Source organism: Sphingomonas sp. Leaf34 (assembly GCF_001421805.1).
Taxonomy (GTDB): Bacteria; Pseudomonadota; Alphaproteobacteria; order Sphingomonadales; family Sphingomonadaceae; genus Sphingomonas.
On record NZ_LMLC01000001.1, the window covers coordinates 737,649 to 755,791 of the forward strand.

At 68.2% G+C, this 18,143-nt stretch carries 13 protein-coding genes; 11 read left to right on the forward strand and 2 right to left on the reverse strand.

Going from position 1 to position 18,143, the window contains the following annotated elements; genetic code table 11:
* The first annotated feature begins 347 nt into the window (after positions 1 to 347).
* The 8 genes from ASF00_RS03345 (at position 348) to ASF00_RS03380 (ending at position 9,847) form a co-directional block, all read left to right on the forward strand.
* Entirely contained in the window at positions 348 to 1,121 is a 774-nt protein-coding gene (locus ASF00_RS03345; protein ID WP_055874060.1) for a copper homeostasis protein CutC, read from the forward strand.
* Between the two features lie 86 nt (positions 1,122 to 1,207).
* Positions 1,208 to 1,945, forward strand: a complete 738-nt coding sequence (locus ASF00_RS03350; RefSeq protein WP_055874063.1) for a GntR family transcriptional regulator — start codon at positions 1,208 to 1,210, stop codon at positions 1,943 to 1,945.
* Positions 1,946 to 2,030: 85 nt separating this feature from the next.
* Positions 2,031 to 3,038 carry an SIS domain-containing protein gene (locus ASF00_RS03355; RefSeq protein WP_055875329.1) on the forward strand — a complete coding sequence of 336 codons (1,008 nt, stop codon included), beginning with the start codon at positions 2,031 to 2,033 and terminating at the stop codon, positions 3,036 to 3,038.
* The gene (gene nagA, locus ASF00_RS03360) at positions 3,035 to 4,201 is read left to right on the forward strand and encodes an N-acetylglucosamine-6-phosphate deacetylase (RefSeq protein WP_235525589.1); all 1,167 of its coding nucleotides are present in this window, start codon (positions 3,035 to 3,037) and stop codon (positions 4,199 to 4,201) included. Before ASF00_RS03355 ends, nagA begins: the two co-directional genes overlap by 4 nt.
* A 1-nt stretch (position 4,202) precedes the next feature.
* Positions 4,203 to 6,800, forward strand: coding sequence for a phosphoenolpyruvate--protein phosphotransferase (gene ptsP / locus ASF00_RS03365; protein WP_055874065.1), 2,598 nt, complete (start codon positions 4,203 to 4,205; stop codon positions 6,798 to 6,800).
* A complete protein-coding gene (gene nagE, locus ASF00_RS03370) occupies positions 6,797 to 8,506 on the forward strand; it encodes an N-acetylglucosamine-specific PTS transporter subunit IIBC (protein WP_055874068.1) in 1,710 nt (569 codons plus the stop codon). The genes ptsP and nagE overlap by 4 nt, the downstream gene beginning before the upstream one ends.
* Before the next feature lie 125 nt (positions 8,507 to 8,631).
* The gene (locus ASF00_RS03375; protein WP_055874071.1) at positions 8,632 to 8,931 is read left to right on the forward strand and encodes a putative quinol monooxygenase; all 300 of its coding nucleotides are present in this window, start codon (positions 8,632 to 8,634) and stop codon (positions 8,929 to 8,931) included.
* 13 nt (positions 8,932 to 8,944) lie between these two features.
* On the forward strand, positions 8,945 to 9,847 hold the full coding sequence (locus tag ASF00_RS03380) for a Gfo/Idh/MocA family protein (RefSeq protein ID WP_055874073.1): 903 nt from the start codon (positions 8,945 to 8,947) through the stop codon (positions 9,845 to 9,847).
* Positions 9,848 to 9,901: 54 nt separating this feature from the next.
* Here ASF00_RS03380 and ASF00_RS03385 read toward each other — a convergent pair whose 3' ends face one another.
* Positions 9,902 to 10,456 (reverse strand): hypothetical protein, encoded by a 555-nt coding sequence (locus tag ASF00_RS03385; protein WP_156348148.1) that lies wholly within the window; start codon positions 10,454 to 10,456, stop codon positions 9,902 to 9,904.
* A gap of 128 nt (positions 10,457 to 10,584) precedes the next feature.
* Here ASF00_RS03385 and ASF00_RS03390 point away from each other — a divergent pair, with 128 nt between their 5' ends.
* A complete protein-coding gene (locus ASF00_RS03390) occupies positions 10,585 to 12,231 on the forward strand; it encodes a Na+/H+ antiporter (protein WP_055874077.1) in 1,647 nt (548 codons plus the stop codon).
* Positions 12,232 to 12,579: 348 nt separating this feature from the next.
* Here ASF00_RS03390 and ASF00_RS03395 read toward each other — a convergent pair whose 3' ends face one another.
* The gene (locus tag ASF00_RS03395) at positions 12,580 to 12,951 is read right to left on the reverse strand and encodes a hypothetical protein (protein ID WP_162233550.1); all 372 of its coding nucleotides are present in this window, start codon (positions 12,949 to 12,951) and stop codon (positions 12,580 to 12,582) included.
* 187 nt (positions 12,952 to 13,138) lie between these two features.
* Here ASF00_RS03395 and ASF00_RS03400 point away from each other — a divergent pair, with 187 nt between their 5' ends.
* Complete coding sequence (locus tag ASF00_RS03400; protein ID WP_055874081.1) at positions 13,139 to 15,295, forward strand: TonB-dependent siderophore receptor; 2,157 nt, start codon at positions 13,139 to 13,141, stop codon at positions 15,293 to 15,295.
* Positions 15,296 to 15,531: 236 nt separating this feature from the next.
* A complete protein-coding gene (topA, locus tag ASF00_RS03405) occupies positions 15,532 to 18,138 on the forward strand; it encodes a type I DNA topoisomerase (protein ID WP_055874084.1) in 2,607 nt (868 codons plus the stop codon).
* Positions 18,139 to 18,143 lie beyond the last annotated feature (5 nt).

An 18,143-nucleotide genomic window follows, 5' to 3' on the forward strand; every position in this document is an offset into this window, starting at 1 on the left:
CGCCATTCCGACCCGGAAAATCTCCGCGCCACCGCCATCCAACCGCTGGTACTGCTTTGGTTACTATCTGAGCAGCTTGGTATGAATATCGTATAACCAATTTGATTGGGAAATCCATCGGAAATTACAGTTTGGTTACCCGTCGATGGAACTTTTGCGATGACCCGCGTTTTCCGCGTTTTCAGGTGACTTAGCAGGGTTTTCCCGGCGCAATGCGGGTCTCCGGCCGCTGCGACGCCACGATCGCGATAATACCATTTCTTGCCTTTCGATCGCGATTTTGTCGTTGAACGCACCGACTCCATCGGCCAGACGTAATATAATTACGACCGATCGAAAGCCTGCGAATGACCCTCGAGATTTGCGTCGACGATATCGCTGGCATCGACTCGGCGGTTCTGGGCGGCGCCGATCGTCTCGAGCTGTGCTCCGCACTGTCGCTCGGCGGATTGACCCCGACGCCCGCGCTGATCGCGGCGGCGCGCGCGCTGCCGATTCCCGTCCATATGCTCGTGCGCCCGCGCGAGGGCGGGTTCCGCTATACGCCGCGCGAGGCCGCGATGATCGCCGCGGAAATCGCGACCGCCGCGGAGGGTGGGCTGGCCGGCGTCGTGATCGGCGCAAGCGGCGCGGATCATACGCTAGACGCAGCGCTTTTGGCGCGCCTCGTCGATCACGCGCGGGCCTGCGCGGCGATGCGCGGGGCGCCGCTCTCGCTGACGCTGCATCGTGCCTTCGATCTGTGTCCCGACCTCCCCGACGCGCTCGAGACCGCGGTCGGGCTCGGGTTCGACCGGATCCTGACCTCGGGCGGCGCGGCCAGGGCGATCGACGGGCTGGCGATGCTCGCGACGCTCCACCGTGCGGCCGCCGGGCGGATCGTCATTCTGCCCGCCAGCGGGATCGATGCGGGCAACGCGAGTCGGTTCCTCGACGCCGGCCTGCGCGAACTCCACGCGTCCTGCGGCGCCACGCTCGCGTCGATCGACTCCGCCACAGCCAAGTACGAGGCGCGCGAACGCGAATTCGGGTTCGCTGCGGCCGATCGCCGGATCACCAGCGTCGACGGCGTTCGAAACTTGAAGTTGGTACTCGATCGTTTCGCTCGGCAAGCCGCTTGAACAGTACCAATATATAACGTATCCACCCTCTGCTGCCTGTCGCGATGCTCTCGGCATCCATACCGGCACCATCGAAAGTCGCCTTCATGTCCATTTCAACGAGCATTGGCAGGTTCCGGGATGGCAATCCTGCGCCGTTGTACGTCCAGCTCCAGCAGCTGATCCGCGACGCGATCAACCGCAACGTGCTGGCCAAGGACGATGCGCTGCCCGCCGAACGCGATCTTGCGATCGAGTATGACGTGTCGCGCATCACCGTCCGCAAGGCGATCGGCGGGCTGGTCGAAGAAGGCCTGCTGACCCGTCGCCGCGGCGCGGGAACGTTCGTCGCGACGCGCGTCGAAAAGAGCTTTTCGAAATTGTCGTCCTTCTCGGAGGACATGCAGTCGCGCGGCCGCACGCCGAGCAGCGCATGGGTCAGCCGGACGATCGGCATGGTGACGCCGGAGGAATCGCTGTCGCTCGGACTGTCGCCAGGCTCGGCGGTGTACCGGTTCCAGCGGATCCGCTACGCCGACGACACGCCGATGGCGCTCGAATATTCGACGATCGCGGGATATTGCCTGCCGACGATCGATGCCGTCCAGGACTCGTTGTACGAAGCGCTCGAGGCCGCGAGCAACCGTCCGGTGCGCGCGTTGCAACGCCTGCGCGCGGTTCATTTCAGCCCCGAGCACGCCAAGATGCTCGGCGTCGACGCAGGCCATGCCGGCCTGTTCATCGAACGCCGCGGCTTCCTGCGCGACGGGCGGGCCGCCGAATTCACCCAATCCTATTACCGTGGCGACGCGTACGACCTCGTCGCCGAGCTGAACGACATCTGACGCCGGCGCACGGGCGCCGGCCGGGGGGCTTACCGTGACCGAGACTATCGATACCGCCGGCAATGCGGCGTTGCCGCAGACACTGATGTTCAGCGAGGCCGCCGAGGCCGCCGATGCGGTCGCCCGGCTGCTCGCCGCCAACCGCGACGCGCTGGCCGCGCTCGGCGAGCGGCTGCGCGCCGCGCCGCCCGCGGTCGTCGTCACCTGCGCGCGCGGGTCGTCGGATCACGCCGCGACCTATGGCAAATATCTGATCGAGACGCTGCTCGGCGTCCCTGTTGCCTCCGCCGCGCCGTCGGTATCGTCGGTTTATGCCGCGCCGATGGCGCCCGGCACCGCGCTGGTGATCGCGGTGTCGCAGAGCGGCCGCAGCCCCGATCTGCTCGCGACCGTCTCGGCCTATCAGGCGGCGGGCGCGCATGTCGTCGCGTTCGTCAACGACGAGGAGTCGCCGCTCGCCGCGATGGCCGACACGATGATCGCACTCAAGGCCGGCCCCGAGCGCTCGGTCGCGGCGACCAAATCCTATATCTGCGCGCTCGCCGCCTTCGCCGCGCTGACCGCGGCCTGGTCGCAGAACGAGTTGCTGATCAAGGCGATCGACACCTTGCCCGACATGCTCGCGCTCGCTTTCGGCGCGAACTGGACGTCGGTGGTCGACGCGCTGGCCGATGCCAACAACCTGTTCGTGATCGGCCGCGGCTATGGCTACGGGATCGCGCAGGAAGCCGCGTTGAAGCTCAAGGAAACGTGCGCGCTCCACGCCGAGGCGTTCAGCGCCGCCGAAGTTCGTCACGGACCGATGGCGATCGTCAATGACGGTTTCCCGGTGATCGCGTTCGCCACGTCGGACATCGCCGGCGACGGCGTGCGCGAGGCCGCGGCCGAGTTCCGCGCGCGCGGCGCGGTCGTCTGCCTTGCCGATGCCAAGGTGAACGGCGACACCGATCCGGCCGCCTACACCGCGCATCCGGCGATCGAGCCGATCCTGATGATCCAGAGCTTCTACCGGATGGCCAACGCCCTCTCGCTGCGTCGCGGCCTCAACCCCGACGCGCCACTCCACCTCAGCAAGGTCACGAAGACGGTATGAGCGGCGTCGAAATGAACGAATCCCAGTTTCACGTCGTCAATGGCAGCGTCGTCACGCCGGACGGCCTGCTGAACGGCGCCACGATCCGCGTCGTCGGTGACCGGATCGCGATGATCACCCCGCTCGAGTGCGCGCCCGCCGACGCGGTCGACCTGGGCGGCGGCTGGCTCGTCCCCGGCTTTATCGACACGCAGGTGAATGGCGGCGGCGGCGTCCTGCTCAACGACCAGCCGACCGTCGCGGGCATCGCCGCGATCGGCGCCGCGCACGCGCCCTATGGCACGACCGCGTTCATGCCGACGCTGATCAGCGATACGCCCGACGTGATCGAAGCGACGCTCGACGCGATGGACGCCGCGATGCTGGCCGGCGTGCCCGGCGTCGTCGGTGCGCATATCGAGGGACCGTGGATCAACCCGGCGCGCAAGGGCATCCACGATCCGGCCAAGTTCCGGCTGCTCGACGACGCGATGATCGAATTGCTGATCCGTCCGCGCAAGGGTCGCGTGATGGTGACGCTGGCGCCCGAGCTGACCGATCCGGCATCGATCGCACGGTTGGTCGCAAGCGGCGTGATCGTCAGTGCGGGGCATACCGATGCGGACTATGAGACGATGGTCGCGGCGGCCGGCGCCGGGCTGACCGGCGTGACCCACTTGTTCAACGCGATGTCGCCGCTGCTCCACCGCGCGCCCGGTGTCGTCGGTGCCGCGCTCGACGATCGCCATGTCTATTGCGGGCTGATCGCCGACGGTCTCCACGTCCACGACGCCGCGCTGCGGCTTGCGCTGAACGCCCGCCCGCATGACCGGCTGATGCTGGTCAGCGATGCGATGCCCTCGGTCGGCGCGGCCGACAAGGATTTCCGCCTGCAGGGGCGCCTGATCCATGTCGAGGACGGCAAGTGCTTTGGCGAGGACGGGACGCTGGCCGGCTCCGACCTCGACATGGCCGGCGCGGTCCGCAACCTCGTCGCTCGCACGCATGCCGACGTGGTGACCGCGGCGGCGATGGCGGCGACCAACCCTGCCGCATTCCTTGGCCTGTCGCACGAACGCGGCGCGCTCGCGTCGGGATTGCGCGCGGACTGGGTCGCGCTCACGGCCGGTCTGAGGCCCGCGGGCACCTGGATCGGTGGCCTCAAGATTGCCGACGGGATCTAGCATGAAACCCCTCATCCTGACGTCGCCCCTCCAGGGTTGGGCATCGCCTCTCGAGGCGGTCCCCGACCCGGTCTTCGCCGAACGGATGATGGGCGACGGGATCGCCGTCGACCCGACCGGCGACTGCCTGCACGCACCGTGCGACGCGGTCGTGCTGAGCGTCCATGCGAGCGGCCACGCGATCACGCTGCGCACGCCCGAGGGCGCCGAGATCCTGATGCATATCGGGCTCGACACGGTCGCGCTCGGCGGGCGCGGGTTCAGCCCGTGCGTGGCCGAGGGCGCGAGCGTCCAGCGCGGCGACCCGCTGATCCGCTTCGATCTCGACCTGCTGGTCTGCGAAGCGCGCGCGGTGATCACCCCGGTGATCGTCACCAACCCCGAGCGCTTCACGATCGTTCGCCGCGAAACGGGCAGGCTGGTCGGCGTCGGCGAGGCGCTGATGACGCTCGAACCGCGCGACGATGGCGCAGATGTGGCGATCGTCGAGGGCGATACCGTCCGCCGCACGATCGTGGTGCCGCTGGTCCACGGCATCCATGCCCGGCCAGCAGCGCGGATCGGCGAGATCGCGCGGAGATACGTGTCCGAGGTGAAGATCACCAAGGACGCCCTCGTTGAGGCCGATCGGCGCGACGGCAACGTCCGCAGCCCGGTCGCGCTGATGGCGCTCGGCATAAAGCTCGGCGACGAGATCACGATCGCCGCCACCGGCCCGGACGCAGCCGACGCGCTTGCGGCAATTGGCGACCTGATCCTCGGCGGCATGGGCGAGAAGGCGGGATCCGCCCCAACCGCCCCCGTGTTCCCCCGCGAAGGCGGGGGCCGAGAAGCCACGGACGTCGGCGCTGCTGGGTTCTGGGGCCCCGCCTTCGCGGGGGAACAGGGAGCGAGAAAGCAGGCCACGACCCTCCCCGCCGACGGCCGCCTCCCCGGCGTCACCGCCTCCCCCGGCATCGCGATCGGCCAAGCCGGACTCTTCCGCCTCGCCGAGATCGCCGTCGTCCGTGAAGGCGCCGACGCCGCCACTGAACGCGCCGCGCTCGACGCTGCGCTCGCCACCGTCGCAGACCGGCTCGCCACTAAATCGGCGACCGCCATCGGCGCCGAGCGCGCGATCCTGACCGCGCATAGCGCGCTGCTCGACGACCCGACGCTCACCGACGACGCCCACGCGGCGATCGCCCGCGGCGACAGCGCCGCCTATGCCTGGCGCACCGCGATCCGCGCGCAGGCCGATGCGCTCCGCGCCACCGGCGATGCACGCCTCGCCGAGCGCGCCGACGACATGCTCGACCTCGAGCGGCAGGTGCTGCGCGCACTCGCCGGCGAAGACCTCGACGAACGCCTCAGCTTCCCCCCCGGCACGATCCTGCTGGCGGACGACCTGCTCCCCTCGCATCTGCTCGGCCTCGACACCGCGTCGATCGTCGGCTTCTGCGTCGAGCGCGGCGGGCCGACGTCGCATGTCGCGATCCTCGCCGCGACGATGGGCCTCCCCGCGCTGGTTGCGATGGGCCCAGCGCTCGCCGAGATCGCCGCCGGCACGCCGCTGATCCTCGACGCCGGCGCGGGCCTGCTCCACGTCGCACCCGACGCAGCCACGCTCGCCACCGCGCAGGCCGCGTTCGACGCACAGACCGAGCGCCGCCGCGCCGCGCTCGCCAACGCCGCGCGCGAATGCCGCACGCAGGACGGCGTCCGCATCGAGGCGTTCGCCAATCTCGGCTCGGCCGACGATGCCGAGTCCGCGGTCCGCAACGGCGCCGAGGGCTGCGGGCTGCTGCGCACCGAATTCCTGTTCCTCGAACGCGACAGCGCGCCGAGCGTCGAGGAACAGACCGCCGATTACCAGCGCATCGCCGACACGCTCGCCGGCCGCCCGCTGATCGTCCGGCTGCTCGACATCGGCGGCGACAAGCCCGCGCCCTATCTGCCGATCGCCGCGGAGGAGAACCCCGCACTCGGCCTGCGCGGCATCCGCGTCGGGCTCGCGCACCCCGAGATGCTCGACGCACAGCTGCGCGCGATCCTCGCGGTCCGCCCCGCAGGCCAGTGCCGGATCATGGTGCCGATGATCGCGAGCCTCGCCGAACTCCGCGCGGTCCGCACCGCGCTCGACGCCGCCGCTGCCGCGACCGGCCATACCGAGCATGTCGCGCTCGGCATCATGATCGAGACGCCCGCCGCCGCGATCACCGCCGACCTGCTCGCACAGGAAGCCGACTTCCTCTCGATCGGCACCAACGACCTGACCCAGTACGCGCTCGCGATGGACCGCGGCAATCCGGCGGTCGCCAGCGACCTCGACGGGCTCCACCCCGCGGTGCTGCGGCTGATCGCGCGCACGTGCGAAGGCGGCGCGGTCCACGGCAAATGGACCGGCGTGTGCGGTGGGCTCGCCTCCGATCCGCTCGCGGTGCCGATCCTGATCGGGCTCGGCGTCACCGAATTGTCGTCCGCGCCCGCGCTGGTGCCCGAGATCAAGGCGCTGGTCGCGACGCTCACGATCGACGCCTGCCGCGCGCATGCCGCGGCGGCGATGTCCTGTATCTCAGCCGCGGACGTGCGAACGCTCGCCCGGAGTTTCCGCCCATGAAGTCGCTGCTCGAAGCCCTCCAGCCGCTCGGCCGCGCGCTCATGCTGCCGATCGCGGTGCTCCCCGTCGCAGGGCTCTTGCTGCGTCTCGGCCAGCCCGACCTGCTCGACATCGCGGTGCTCAGCGCGGCGGGCGACGCGATCTTCTCGCATCTCGGCCTGTTGTTCGCGATCGGTGTCGCGACCGGTTTCGCGCGCGACGGCAATGGCGCCGCGTGTCTCGCGGGCGTGGTCTGCTATCTCGTCACCACGCAGGGCGCGCAGGCGTTGATGACAGTGCCCGCCGACGCACTCAAAGGCCTGACCGGTGACACGATCGCGCTCGCCACCGCGGCGTGGAAGGCCAAGGCGATCGCGCGGCTCGACGTGCCGATCGGCATCCTGTCGGGGCTGATCGGCGGGAGTTTCTACAACCGCTTCTCGGCGATCGCGCTGCCCGAATATCTCGCCTTTTTCGGCGGGCGCCGGTTCGTGCCGATCGTCAGCGGCGTCGCTGGGCTTGCGCTCGGGGTGGTCGTCGGGCTTGGCTTCGGCGCGCTCAGCACCGGCATCGACGGTCTGAGCTACGGGATCAGCGGCGCGGGCGGGTTCGGGCTGTTCGCGTTCGGGCTGCTCAACCGGCTGCTGCTCGTCACCGGGCTGCATCACCTGCTCAACAACATCGTCTGGTTCGTCGCGGGCGATTACCACGGCACGACCGGCGATCTGCGGCGCTTCTTCGCGGGCGACCCCAATGCCGGCGCGTTCATGGCCGGGTTCTTCCCGGTGATGATGTTCGGCCTGCCCGCCGCGTGCCTCGCCATGTACCATGCGGCGCTGCCCGAGCGGCGCGGGGCGGTCGGCGGCATGCTGCTCAGCCTTGCGCTCACGTCCGCGTTGACCGGCGTGACCGAGCCGATCGAGTTTAGCTTCATGTTCCTCGCGCCCGTGCTTTACGCGATCCATGCGGTGCTGACGGGCGTGTCGATGGCGCTGATGAACGCGCTGGGCGTCAAGCTCGGCTTCGGCTTCTCCGCCGGGCTATTCGACTACGTGCTGAACTACGGCAAGGCGACCAAGCCGCTGCTGCTGATCCCGGTGGGCCTTGCCTATGCCGCGATCTACTATGTGCTGTTCCGCACCGTCATCAAGCGCCTCGATCTCCCGACCCCGGGTCGCGAGCGCGATGCGCCGGTAACGGCGGTGGCGGTCGCCAAGAGCGAACGCGGCGCCGCGTTTGCCGAGGCGCTCGGCGGCGCCGCCAACCTCACCAGCGTCGGCGCGTGCACGACCCGGCTGCGGCTGATCGTCGCGGACCAGGGGGCAGTCGACGAGGCACGGCTGAAGGCGCTCGGCGCGCGCGGCCTGATCCGGCCCTCGGCCAATGCCCTGCAGATCGTGCTCGGCCCGATCGCCGATTCGGTCGCGGTCGAGATCCGCGATGCGATCGCGGCGGGTGGCGTCGCGCCTGCGGCGGTCGCTCCGCTGCCGGAGGTCGCCGACATCCGCCTCACGCCGGCGACTCTGGCCGCGCTGGGCGGCGCGGACAATGTCGACGCGGCCACGCAGCATGGCACGCGTCTGCGCATCCGCCTCAAGGACACCGACCGCGCGTCGGCGACCGCGCTCGAAGCGCTCGGCGTCCACGCGATCGCGCGCCCCGCCCCCGGCCTGCTGCATCTGCTGATGGCGCGCGAAGCGACGCTGGTCGCCGCACCGACGGCATAACGAATCCCCGCCATCCCGGACGATGGTCGGGGACGGCGGGGCAAGCAGGCAGCACGTCGCGACGAGGCTTGTCGTGCGGGGCGTCCCGCGCCAGAACGCGGCAACACCAAAAAGAAGGATGCCCCATGTCCGTCAAGATCATCGCCTTCGTCACCGTGAAGCCCGGCAGCGAGGACGCGTTTGTCGACGCCGCGCGCATCTGCGTCGCCGCATCGCGCGCCGAGCCCGGCGTGCTGCACTACGATTTGTGGCGCGAGGCCGATGGCGAGCGCCGCTTCGTGTTCAACGAGCTCTATGCCGACGACGCCGCGGTCCAGCAGCACATGGCATCGGACCATTTCAAGGCGTTTGGGCTGGCCGCGCGCGATCTCGCCGCCGCGCGCCCGGTGATCATCCAGACCCACGCGATCGACGTCGCCGAATAAGCAGCACGGCGCGATGCGCGTGATCATGGCAGGGCTCGGCGACATTGCGCGCAAGGCCTATCTCCCGGTGCTGGCCGCGACGCCGGGGATCGAGCTCCATCTGGTCACGCGCGATCGCGCGGTGCTCGCCGCGCTGGGCGCGACGTACCGGATCACGCATCTCCACGACCGTCTCGACTCGGCGCTGTCCGCGGCGCGCTTCGATGCCGCGTTCGTCCATTCGGCGACGCCAGCCCACCCGGAGATGGTCGAGACGCTGCTTGCCCACGGTGCCGCCGTGCTGGTCGACAAGCCGCTTGCGGATACGTTCGACGCGGCCGCACGGCTGGTCGATCTCGCGCAGCGCCAGCGCTGCCTGCTCGCCATCGGCTTCAACCGCCGCTTCGCCCCCGATTATGCCGCGCTGCGCAGCGGCCCCCGCGCGTTCATGCTGATGCAGAAGCATCGCCACGCGCAGCCCGACACCCCGCGCCGCGTCGTGTTCGATGACTTCATCCACGTCGTCGACACGCTGCGGTTCCTGGCGCCCGGACCGATCGCCCGGACGCAGATCGAGACGATCGTCCGCGACGGCCTGCTCAGCGCGATCACGCTGACGCTCGCGGGCGATGGCCATCATGCGATCGGCACGATGCAGCGCGACTCCGGGCTCGACGAGGAGCGGCTCGACGTCATCGCCGCGGGCCGCCGCCGCTCCGTCCTCAACCTCTCCGAAACGCGCGACCAGGCCGGCACCGACACGCGCACCCGTCGCGGCGACTGGACCCCGGTCACGCGCCAACGCGGCTTCGACGCGATGTGCGCCGACTTCCTCGCCGGCGTCCGCGAAGCCCGGCCGACAGCAGCCGAAGACATCCTCGCCACCCACCGCCTCTGCGAAGACATCGTCCGCCACGCCGAGGCTATCACGCGGTAGGGTCGAACTCCCGCATGCACGGGGCGGTTTGCGTGGGCAGCGGAGGCGTGAGCGTTAGTCCTTAGCGGCAATCGCGTTGCTCATTTTTGCTTCTGCCCTGATGAGGACGCAAACCTTGGCGATCTCGGGCACGACGCTCAACTCAGCGTCTGCGTAGAGGGCGGGAATAAGAAACCTCCACCGATTAAAGGCGCGTAAGTCGGTTAACGCGCGGTGCGGCAGCTCGGCGGAGCCTAAGCCTTCGCCGTCGACGCTGTCGGGGTGAATCCGGTCCAGGTCTGCGATCGGAATAGTGGTAACGAAATCGTTGTTTCGAAAAATGTGCAATCCGCCGTCGCGCAGCTCATATCTAGTATGTCGACGGAGTTTCGCGTCAACAGCAAGTGTCACTATGCGTGTCACAGTGATAAGAACCACCATGACCGTTAGAGCGAGAGTATCCCGCCGGCTCCAACCGTTCTGCGAGAATATATAAACGAAGATCGGCAGGCATATGATCATGCCAATCGTCTGAACCATATCGCGGCGACGCAGATAGATATGCGGGTATGGCCGGATCAGCATCGGGGTCTTTTGGACGGTCCGAGGAGTTTGGACAACGGTGTTCATGCCAAGGTCTCGGTAGTCTACGAGTGCTCTCTTGGGCGAATCACGCACGAAGCGCCGACCGGACGATCCCCCAAAAGACGACAATCCGTGTATAGGGTCGCCTCTACATCAACCGAGGGCCTTCCGTTTTGCAGATCGTTACCCTGTGCCTGTTCCTGTTGCTCGCCGTCGTCATCAGCGGGATGGCGTCGCGCATGCTGCCGTCGGCGTTGCCGCGACCGCTCGTTCAGATCGCGCTGGGGGCTTTGGTCGGGATGGTCGCGCATGTCCGCGTCGAGCTCGACCCCGAATTGTTCTTCCTGCTGCTCGTGCCGCCGCTGCTGTTCCTCGACGGCTGGCGGATCCCCAAGGACGAGCTGTTCCGCGATCGCGGCGCGGTGCTCGGGCTGGCGCTCGGGCTCGTCTTCCTGACCGTGCTCGGCATGGGCGTGTTCATCCACTGGCTGATCCCGACGATGCCGCTGGGCGTCGCGTTCGCATTGGCGGCGGTCGTCTCGCCGACCGATCCGATCGCGGTGTCCGCGGTCGCGCAGAAGGCGCCGATCCCGAAGCGGATGATGCACATCCTGGAGGGCGAGGCGTTGCTGAACGATGCGTCGGGGCTGGTCTGCGTGCGATTCGCGATTGCCGCGGTGCTGACCGGCGGCTTCTCGCTCGGCGAGGCGACGCTGACCTTTGCGTGGATGGCGCTGGCGGGGGTCGCGATCGGCGTCGGCATCACCTGGGCGATCGTCGCGAGCAAGGCCGCGTTCGCGCGCCGGTTCGGCGACGAGACCGGCTCGAACATCCTGGTCAGCCTGCTGATCCCGTTCGCTGCCTATCTCGCGGCGGAACATGTCCATGCATCGGGTGTCCTGGCCGCCGCCGCCGCGGGGATCGCGATGACCTTTACCGGTGCCACCACCAGCGTCGCGGCAGGGACGCGGATCCGCCGCCGCGCGGTGTGGGACATGCTGCAATTCACGCTCAACGGCGTGATCTTCGTGCTGCTCGGCGAGCAATTGCCCGAGGTGTTCGTGCGCGCGCGCGATACGGTCACCACGACCGGGCATGTCAGCCCCTGGTGGCTGGCGATCTATGTCTTCGCCGTCGTGCTCGGCCTCGCGGTGCTGCGCTTCGGCTGGGTGTGGGTGTCGATGCAGTTGACGCTGCTGCGCGCGCGGCGGCACGATGACGCCGCGGTCAGCCCGCCGCGCCGGATCATCGCGGCGATGTCGGCGGCGGGCGCACGTGGTGCGATCACGCTGGCGGGTGCACTGACTCTGCCGCTCACGCTGAACGACGGAACGCCCTTCCCGGCGCGCGATCTGGTGATCTTCCTGGCGTCGGGCGTGATCCTGTCGTCGCTCGTGATCGCCGCGGTCGCGCTGCCGCTGCTGCTGCGCGGATTGAACCTGCCGCCCGACGAAGGCATCGCAGCGGCGCGCGACCGGGCCCGGCTGGTCTCCGCCAAGGCGGCGATCGCCGAGCTCGATCGTGTCCAGCACCAGATGGCGGACGGGCGCGAGGATCCGGATCGCTTCACCGACATCGCCGCGCGGCTGATGGATCAGTATCGCGAGCGGATCGACAGCCTGGCGACGTTGCCCGAGGACCGTACCGGCCAGGCGGATGCGCCGATCGAGCGCGACATGCGGCTGGCGGCGGTCCGTGCCGAGCGCAATGCGATCTTCGATCTGGCGCGGCGGCGGGAAATCGGCGTGACGCTGGCGGAGCAGCTCGGCCGCGAGCTCGACCTGATCGACGCGCGTCTGTCGCGCCAGGGGCTTGCGTAGCACCGAAGAAACAGAGGTTTTGCGCTCCGCCTGTCCGTGTGACTGAAACCGGCGGAGCGCAGAAGGTACGCGTTACTAGGCGAATCCTCTGCGAACCGCTTTGCCGGAACCTGGTGAATTATTGGTGAACGATGGCGCCCCGCCCGTCCGTGCGACACTCTCGTATCCGGGCGGGGCGCCAAGGACGCAGCGCCATGAAGCGCGCATCACTAACTATAAGCTAGCATCAGATCCCCGGAGCGGAAGCACGGTCCGTCACGCGTCAGGCTCGCTTGGTCCGATATGTGTCCGCAACATGTCCCGCACCGCAGGCTTACTGCCGCCGAAACGCTGCGAAGAACGGAGCCTTCAGTTCTTCGCTGGTGTCTGCGAGTCAGCCGGTGCGGGCATCTTGAGCTTTCGCAGCCGGGCGATCACGTCGCGCGCGCCCGCCGGGGCGACCTGGAGGAACAGCGCGAACAGCGCCTCGTCGTCGAACGTCTCGAGCGCGGTGGCGATCGGCAGCGCGATCGCCTGACGGCTGCGCGCACCCGGTTGCGCCTCCAGCACGATCGTCCGCCACGCCATGCCGACCGGCGCCGGACCCACGACGTCGGCGAACTCGCCCGGCACCATGTTGCGGATCCGCAAGCGACGCGTCGACGCGTTGGCGAACCATGCCGCGTCGCCTGCCGTCGCGATCTCCACCGCCAAATCCCGTCCGTTCATGACCTGCCTCATATCCCGTCGATCGTCACTGATCCCGCGCGGTGCTGCGGAAGCGCCCGCAATGCAACCTGGGGGCGGCGAAGCGGTCCGCACTGATGCCCGGATATCACAGCCGGCCTCCGCGGGCCGCGATCGCGATATTCGCTATTGATAATAGTTATCAAGAACGGTAGCCGGCCAGCATTACGAAAGGGATCCCATGACACGACGTTTCGGCATAGCCGTCCTGCTAGCTTCGGCAGCGACCGCCGCCCCCGGGCTGGCACAGACCGCGCCGGCGGCGCCCGCCGCCAGCCTCGACACCGGGATCGTCGTCGTCACCGGCCAACATGCGCGCAACCAGGCGTCGTCGGGGACCAAGACGGACACGCCGCTGGCCGAGACCCCGCAATCGATCAGCGTCATCACGAGCGACGACATCGCGGGTCGCAGCCTGCAGAACCTCAACCAGGCGCTGCGCTTCGTGGCTGGCGTCACCCCCGAGACGCGCGGCGCAAGCGCGGAAGTGTACGACCAGTTCAAGCTGCGCGGGTTCGATGCGCCGGTGTATCTCGACGGCCTGAAACAGTTCGGCAGCGCATCGGGCTATGCGGTGCCGCAGGTCGACGTCTCGCGGCTCGACCGGATCGAGGTCATCAAGGGGCCCGCATCGGTGCTGTACGGCCAGTCGAGCCCGGGCGGCCTCGTCGCCGAATCGAGCAAGCTCCCGCTCGACCAGGCGTTGTACGGCGCGATCAGCGGGACCTATGGCAATTACGATCTCTACCGCGTCGACGCCGATCTCGGCGGGCGCGCCGGCGAGGGCGTGCTGTGGCGGATCAACGGCAGCGCGAACGGCGCGGACACGCAGCAGAAGTTCGGCAAGCGCGAACGCCAGACGATCTCGGCCGCGGTGACCGCGGGCGCGGGCAGCTCGACCAGCTTCACGCTGCTCGGCGCCTATTCGCACGATCCGTATAACGGCGATTACGGCGTGTTTCCGGCCAGTGGCACGCTGCTCGCAAACCCCAACGGCAAGCTGCCGACCAGCTTCGACGGGGGCGAAGCAGGCAACCGGTTCAGCCGCGACCAGGCCGCGCTCACCTACATCTTCCGCCATGAGTTGGGCGGCGGCTGGGCGTTCCGCTCGTCGGGCCGCTATCAATATGTGAAGGCCAATCTGGGGCTGATCTATACCGCAGGCGGGCTCGATCCGAGCGATCCGAGCGGCCAGACCTTCTCGCGCGCCTCCTATGCGTCGCGCGAACAGCTCAACAACTGGACGTTCGACAACCAGCTAAGCGGCACGGTCCAGACCGGGCCGATCAAGCACACGCTTCTCTTCGGCGTCGATCGCCAGGTCGCGCACTCGGCCCAAATCGTGGCGTTCGGCGTCGCGCCGTCGCTCAACGGCTTTGCCCCGGTCTATGGGACGACGACGGTCCCCACCGCGCCGGAGCAGATCGGCGGTCAAAATCCGACGAACATACGGCAACGTCAGCAAGGCCTCTACGCACAGGATCAGATGTCGCTGGGCGACCTTCGCTTGGTGCTGAGCGGACGGCAGGACTGGGCGCGCTCCGAGCAGGTGGGCTTCGGCGTGAAGCACGATGAGAAGTTCACCTATCGCGCCGCCGCGCTCTACACGCTGCCGTTCGGGTTGGCCCCGTATGTCAGCTATTCGACGTCGTTCGAACAGCAGCCCAGCCTGATCGAACGCAGCGACGGATCGCCGGGTCTCGCCGACCCATCGCTTGGCAAACAGCTCGAAGCGGGCGCCAAGTTCACGGTACCGGGGACGCAGATCCTGCTGTCGGGTGCGTGGTTCCGGATCGAACAGACCAACGTGCTTACCTCGACGCCGAACTTCTCGCGATCGCGGCAGACCGGTGGCGTGCGTTCGCAGGGCGTTGAGTTCGAGGGTAGCGCACCGCTGCCTTACGGCTTCACTGCCCGCGGCGCGTTCAGCCGCCAGCGCGTCAAGGTCACCGAGGACGCCGACAACCCGGCTCGCGTCGGCCGGGGTCTGGAGACCGTCGGCCGTGGCGGCGCGTCGCTCGGGCTGGACTGGGCGGCGCCGGACGGCGCGCTCGCAGGGCTGACGATCGGCGGCGCGGTGCGGCATGTCGACCAGGTCTATGCCGGCGTCTCGCCGGGCGAGACGCAGGGTCGCAACAGCCCGTCCTACACCGTCTATGACGCGCTGGTCCGCTACGACCTGGAAAAGCTCGCGCCGTCGCTGCGCGGGCTGAGCCTGGCGGTCAACGGCGCCAACATCTTCGACAAGAAGTATCTGACGTCGTGCTTCGCCAACTATAACTGGTGCTGGTACGGCAACCGCCGCACCGTCCAGGCGACGATCGGCTATCGCTTCTAAGATTCCTTACACTGTGCGTGTGCGATCCTCTCCCGGCCGAGGCAGGATCGCTGCCAGAAAGTGCCGCGTTTGCCGATGCGTGCGGTAAATTCAGGGGGCGCCAGGCTGCCGCCCTCTGGAAAACCGGCTGCCGCGACGGCACTTGGGGCACGTCATTCCGGGGTCACCCCGGGTTGACGCGGCCACCCCGACGCCGTCACCCTCGTACGCGTACACGTAAGGACCCCGGTTTCCCCATGCAGCTTGTCATCGTCGAATCGCCCGCCAAGGCCAAAACCATCGAGAAGTATCTCGGCAGCGACTATCGCGTGCTGGCCAGCTACGGCCATGTCCGCGACCTGCCGCCCAAGGATGGCTCGGTCGATCCCGACGATGCGTTCGCGATGACGTGGGAGAATTACGCCGATAAGTCGAAGCAGCTCAAGGCGATCACCGATCTCGCCAAGCTCGCCGACCGCCTGATCCTCGCGACCGATCCGGATCGCGAGGGCGAGGCGATTTCGTGGCACGTCCGTGAGGTTTTGCGGGCGCGCAAAGCGCTGCCCAAGGAGGTCGAGCGCGTCACCTTCAACGCGATCACCAAGGCCACCGTCACCGAGGCGATGAAGAACCCGCGCGAGCTCGACGACGATCTGATCGACGCGTACCGCGCCCGCCGTGCGCTCGATTACCTCGTCGGCTTCACGCTGTCGCCGGTGCTATGGCGCAAGCTGCCCGGCGCCAAGTCCGCCGGCCGCGTGCAGTCCGTCTCGCTGCGCCTGATCGTCCAGCGCGAGCGCGAGATCGACGTGTTCAAGCCGCAGGAATATTGGTCGGTGACGGCCGAGATGGAGCATGACGGCACCGCGTTCCAGGCGCGGCTGACTCAGTTCGAGGGCAACAAGCTCGACCGCCTGTCGATCGGCAAAGAGGGCGACGCGCTGCGCGCCAAGCAGGCGGTGCTCGACGGCAATTTCTCGGTCCAGACGGTCGAGACCAAGCCCGCCACGCGCAACCCGCCGCCGCCGTTCACCACCTCGACCTTGCAGCAGGAGGCATCGCGGAAGCTCGGCTTCTCGGCGGATCACACGATGCGGATCGCGCAGGGCCTCTACGAGGACGGCGCGATCACGTACATGCGTACCGACGGCGTGCAGATGGACGGCAGCGCGATCAGCGCCGCACGCCTCGCGGTCGCGAACCGCTTCGATGCGAGCTACGTCCCCGACAAGCCGCGCCAGTATCAGTCGAAGGCGAAGAACGCGCAGGAAGCGCATGAGGCGATCCGCCCGACCGATTTCTCCAAGGACAGGGCGGGCGGCGGCGACCATGCGCGGCTGTACGATTTGATCTTCAAGCGTGCGCTCGCCAGCCAGATGGCGTCGGCGCGGATGGAGCGCACGACGGTCGAGATGGCCGACGGGACGGGGCGCAATATCCTGCGCGCCACCGGTCAGGTCGTGCTCTTCCCCGGCTATCTCGCGCTGTACGAGGAAGGGTCGGACGACTCCGCCGACGAGGACGCCCGCCGCCTGCCGCGGATGAAGGAGGGCGATGCCCCCGCCAAGAAGAAGGTCGACGCCGAGCAGCACTTCACGCAGCCGCCGCCGCGCTTCTCGGAAGCCAGCCTCGTCAAGCGGATGGAGGAGCTCGGCATCGGCCGCCCGTCCACCTACGCGTCGATCATCAAGACGCTGAAGGACCGCGCGTACGTCCGGATCGAGAAGAACCGCTTCTTCGCCGAGGAGAGCGGGCGCCTCGTGACGGCGTTCCTCGAACGCTTCTTCGAAAAATATGTCGGTTACGACTACACCGCCGAGCTCGAGGAGGAACTCGACGACGTCTCGGGCGGCCGCGCGCAGTGGCAGTCGGTGCTCGACGCGTTCTGGCGCGATTTCAAGCCGCGCACCAACGAGGTGATGGAGCAGCAGCCCAGCGCTATCACCGCCGAGCTCGACACCTTCCTCGCGCCCTACCTCTTCCCCGCCAAGGCGGACGGCGGCGATCCGCGCCTCTGCCCGAATTGCGGCGAGGGCCAGCTCGCGCTGCGCGGCGGCAAGTTCGGCGCGTTCATCGCGTGCTCGAACTATCCCGAGTGCAAGTACACGCGCCGGTTCGCGCAACCCGGCGGCGAGGCGGAAGCCGATACCGGCCCGTCGACGCTTGGCGTCGATCCGGACACCAACCTGCCGGTCGAGCGCAAGTCGGGACGCTTCGGCCCCTATATCCAGATCGGCGAGGGCGAGACGCGGAAGATGGCGTCGATCCCGAAGGATATCGGCGAGCTCGATCTCGAATGGGCGCTAAAACTGCTGTCGCTGCCACGCACCGTCGGCACGCATCCCGAAACCGGCGAGCCGATCACCGCGGCGATCGGGCGCTATGGTCCGTATTTGAAGCATGCGGGCAAATATGCGCGGCTGACCTCGACCGCCGACGTGTTCGAGACGGGGATGAACGCCGCCGTGGTGAAGCTCGCCGAAGCGGCGGCCGGCGGCGGACGCACCGCGCGTGGCGCGCAGGCGCCGCTGAAGGTGCTGGGCAACCATCCGCGCACCGAGGCGGAGATCAAGCTGATGGAGGGCCGCTACGGTGCCTACGTCACCGACGGCACCACCAACGCGACGCTGCCCAAGTCGATCGAGAAGGACCAACTGACGCTCGAGGAAGCCGCGTCGCTGATCGACGCGCGCGCGGCGGCGGCGCCGGCGACGAAGAAGAAGAAGGCGCCGGCCAAGAAGCCTGCGGCGAAGAAGGCCCCGGCGAAGGCGGCTGCGGCCGAGGCGAAGGCTCCTGCAAAGAAGGCTCCGGCGAAAAAGGCCCCCGCCAAGAAAGCCGCGCCAAAGAAGAAAGAGGAAGCCTAATTCCC